The organism is Mitsuaria sp. TWR114, from assembly GCF_007997345.1.
Window position 1 is genome coordinate 1 of sequence record NZ_VOSR01000654.1, and the last position, 2395, is coordinate 2395.

2 protein-coding genes and 1 pseudogene are annotated in these 2395 nt (G+C 68.4%); 2 read left to right on the forward strand and 1 reads right to left on the reverse strand.

What is annotated here, in order from left to right; all coding sequences use genetic code 11:
- Nucleotides 1-882 (reverse strand): YifB family Mg chelatase-like AAA ATPase (locus FUT87_RS21680; protein WP_147242357.1); only part of this gene is annotated, 882 nt, incomplete at its 3' end.
- Between the two features lie 437 nt (nt 883-1319).
- On the opposite strand from FUT87_RS21680, the pseudogene FUT87_RS21685 reads away from it, so the two are divergent.
- Both FUT87_RS21685 and FUT87_RS21690 read left to right on the forward strand, forming a co-directional pair.
- Nucleotides 1320-2047, forward strand: a pseudogene (locus FUT87_RS21685) (TorF family putative porin).
- 69 nt (nt 2048-2116) lie between these two features.
- Nucleotides 2117-2395, forward strand: a 279-nt coding sequence (locus tag FUT87_RS21690; protein WP_147242358.1) for a P-II family nitrogen regulator, incomplete at its 3' end; no start/stop codon positions are given.

Below are 2395 nucleotides of genomic sequence, written 5' to 3' on the forward strand. Positions count from 1 at the left end.
GATCTCGCCGGGGCGCGGCGGCGAGCCACCGCCGATCAACGCCGCGGCGGAGGCGCTGTGATGCGGCGACCTGAAAGCGCGCTGCGCCCACAGCGATGGCCGGAACTGGCCGTTGGCGCTCAGCAGCGCGGCGGACTCCAGGGCCTCGGATTCCGACAAGGGCGGCAGCAGCGTCGGCAGGCGCTGGGCCAGCATCGACTTGCCGGTGCCCGGCGGCCCGACCAGCAACACGCTCAGTCCGCCCGCCGCGGCGATCTCGAGGGCGCGTTTCGGCCCCGCCTGTCCCTTGATGTCACGCAGGTCGAGCGGCGTGTCGACCACCGGCGGCGGATCGCGCTGCACGCGCGGCAAGGGCGCATCGCTGCGCGGCTGCAGCGCGTTGACGAGGTCCAGCAGATGGGCGGCCTCGCGCACCACCAGGCCCTGTACCAATGCCGCCTCGTCGGCGCAGCCCCGCGGCAGGATCAATTCGCGATCGAGCTTGGCGGCGCGCAGCGCGAGCGCCATCGCCAGCGCGCCCTTCACCGGCCGCAGCTCACCGGACAGACCGAGCTCGCCGACGCATTCGAGGTGGGACAGCAGCTCGGCGTCGATCTGGCCGCTGGCAGCGAGCAACCCCAGCGCGATCGGCAGGTCGAAGCGCGCGCCTTCCTTGGGCAGATCGGCCGGCGACAGGTTCACGGTGATGCGCTTGTTCGCTGGGAACTCGAGCCCGCTGCTCTGCAGCGCGGCGCGCACGCGCTCGCGGGACTCCTTGACCTCCAGGTCCGCGAGGCCGACCAGCGTGAAGCTCGGCAACCCATTGGCCAGATGGACTTCCACCTCGACCGCCGCGGCCGACAGACCGTCCAGCGCGCGGCTGTGGATGATCGCGAGGGACATCGCCATGGCTGCGGGCGCCCCCCCTCAGCATTCGAGCCGACGACACCGGACCCTGCTGCGCGGGCCCTTCGCGCAGTCGCCTGGCCTTGCCGCCGCGCCTCCCGGTCGCGCACGCGACCGCTCCATCGGCCAAGCCGGCTGCGCTTCCAGCATCTGCATCCCTCCGCACCCACTCGGGTCATGAAGCCGGCAGTGTCCTCACCGATGGATTTCACGCCTAGCACCCTGTTGGGGCGTTTCGAGGGTTAACCACTCCCCCTGTCGCGCCTGTTTTTGGTGCGCATTGACGCTTGACGGGGCGGTATCGGCAACCGTTCGTCGCGGCATGAGCCGGATTGGGGCTCTTTCGGGGGAGGACCGCCGCTTGGCACAAAAGCTGCAAAGCCTCGTCCGGAAGCAGTCGCCCCGAGTCGCCCAACAATCAGGAGCCCCCGCGCATGAAGCCCTTCGCCGCCGCCGCCCGCGCCGCCGCCCTTGCGGTCACCGTCGTCGCCACCGCCCTCCCGGCGCTGGCGCAAGAGGCCAACCCGCTGTCCTTCAACGTCAGCGTCACCTCCGACTACCGCTATCGCGGCATCTCGCAGACCCGCCTGAAGCCCGCGCTGCAAGGCGCGTCGACTACGCGCATTCGAGCGGCTTCTACGTCGGCGCCTGGGCCTCGACGATCAAGTGGATCTCGGACGGCGGCGGCGATGCCGATGTCGAGATCGACACCTACGCCGGCTACAAGACCGAGGTCGGCGGCGGCGTCACCGTCGACGTGGGCTTCCTGCGCTACAACTATCCGGGCAACGACCTGCCGGTCAGCGCCAACACGAATGAGCTGTACGGCGCCGTCTCCTTCGGACCCGCGACGCTGAAGTACTCGCACTCGATCAGCAACCTGTTCGGCTTCGCGGACTCCAAGAACAGCAGCTACCTCGACCTCAGCGCCACCTTCGACATCGGCGGCGGCTTCTCGCTGACGCCGCACATCGGCCACCAGAAGGTCAAGAACAACAGCGACTTCAGCTACACCGACTACTCGCTCACCGTGAACAAGGACTGGTCCGGCTTCACCTTCGGCGCCGGTTTCGTCGCCACCAACACCGACAACTACATCGGCGGCAAGGGCAAGGACCTGGGCAAGAACGGTGTGGTCGTGTCCGTCAAGAAGGTCTTCTGAATCTGAACCAGGAGGGCGCGGGCGGATGGCCGCGCCGCCCTCCGCGCCGCGCATCGAGGAGAAAACGTCATGAAACTGATCACCGCCGTCATCAAGCCCTTCAAGCTGGATGAAGTGCGCGAAGCCCTGAGCGCCATCGGCGTGCAGGGGCTGACCGTCACCGAAGTCAAGGGCTTCGGCCGCCAGAAGGGCCACACCGAGCTGTATCGCGGCGCCGAATACGTCGTCGACTTCCTGCCCAAGGTCAAGATCGAGGCGGCCGTCGCCGACGGCGTCGTCGAGCAGGTCATCGAGGCCATCGAGAACGCCGCCCGCACCGGCAAGATCGGTGACGGCAAGATCTTCGTC